Below are 1369 nucleotides of genomic sequence, written 5' to 3'. Positions count from 1 at the left end.
ATGTTAGATAAGCTTTTTTCAAAGGGCTTGGATATGGAATCATTTTTGAATAGTGGAAAAGAAACTTTCGAAAACAGTTTTAACACCGACGTGACGATTTTTGTTCCAGTAATATTTGCTGGTTTTTTTCTAGGACCTGATTTTACTAATCGAACGCTCCAACAAAAAATAGCAAGTGGACACAGCAGGGTAAATATAGTTGTTTCTAAAACACTTTTTTTTATCAGTACATCTGCTTTTATCATGTTACTATCTCCTATAATAACTACGGGGATAGTGACTTATATGAATGGCTGGGGAGAACACTTTGAAATTTCCTATTATTTGCGAGTACTTGTCCTTGCTTTTTTATCAAATAGCGCATCATCATCATTTCTTTTATTAATCTCCTTTTTATGTCGAGACACATCGAAAATTCTGTTAATCTCAACCACTCTCACCCTTTTTTTTGTCGAACTCGGTGATTTATTGATTTCGGATTTTGGATTGTTAGGACTAATTTATAAGTACAGTTCGGCTAATCAAATTTCCATTTTCTTGAAGCATAATTTTTCCCACTTAAATTTGTTGCAGGTTATGCTTCCAATCCTTTGTATTTGGATATTTTGCTTGCTTACAACAATCCTTTTTTTTGAGCAATTAGATTTGAATTAATCAGAGGGGATGATGAAGAAATGCCCATTGTAATTATCTTAATAATCATCATTGTCTCTCTTGTCTTTTCTATTTTTCTTTTAAAAAGAGACATAAAAAAGATAGACCTTCAATTGAGAGATATGGATCTAGACCGAAATCAACTAACTGGGTTGAGTCTAGCCGATACGACAGTGAATTCATTAGCTGAGACGATAAATCGGACAATTTTAAATCAAAAAGAAGAACGAATCGCTGAAATAAAGAAGGAAAGAGAATTAAAGGAGACTATTTCAAATATTTCTCATGATTTAAGAACCCCCCTAACAGCTATTATAGGTTATCTTCAATTGCTTGAGCGAGAAGCACTATCTAAAGATCAACGAGAATTTGTTCGAGTTAGTCTGGAGAAATCAATGACTATGAAAAACCTAACTCAGTCATTTTTTGAACTTTCTTATTATGAATCTCAAAATATTGAACTCGATTTAAGAAAAATTAACCTAAGTAACTTAGTAATAGAAGGAATTTTACAAGAAACATCTAATTTTGAGAAATACACCATTACACCGAAGTTTGATATTCAAGAAGACTGCTGGGTTTATAAAGATGAAAGACTCTTGGTAAGACTCTTACAAAATTTAATTTCAAATGTTTTGCAGCATGGGAAAGAATCTGTACACTTTGTTCTTTCTCAAAAAGAGGAGACGATTTTGACAATTACCAATAAATATGA

At 32.1% G+C, this 1369-nt stretch carries 2 protein-coding genes; both read left to right on the top strand.

Annotated features, from left to right (window positions below; genetic code table 11):
- The coding region (locus tag A5875_RS18910) for a hypothetical protein (RefSeq protein ID WP_176244756.1) at positions 1-654 on the top strand (654 nt) is incomplete at its 5' end.
- A gap of 20 nt (positions 655-674) precedes the next feature.
- The coding region (locus A5875_RS18905; RefSeq protein ID WP_088935128.1) for a sensor histidine kinase at positions 675-1369 on the top strand (695 nt) is incomplete at its 3' end.

Origin of the sequence: Enterococcus sp. 3H8_DIV0648, from assembly GCF_002140655.1 — a bacterium.
Lineage (GTDB): Bacteria > Bacillota > Bacilli > Lactobacillales > Enterococcaceae > Enterococcus_A > Enterococcus_A hulanensis.
This window is presented reverse-complemented; position numbering and strand designations above follow the sequence as displayed.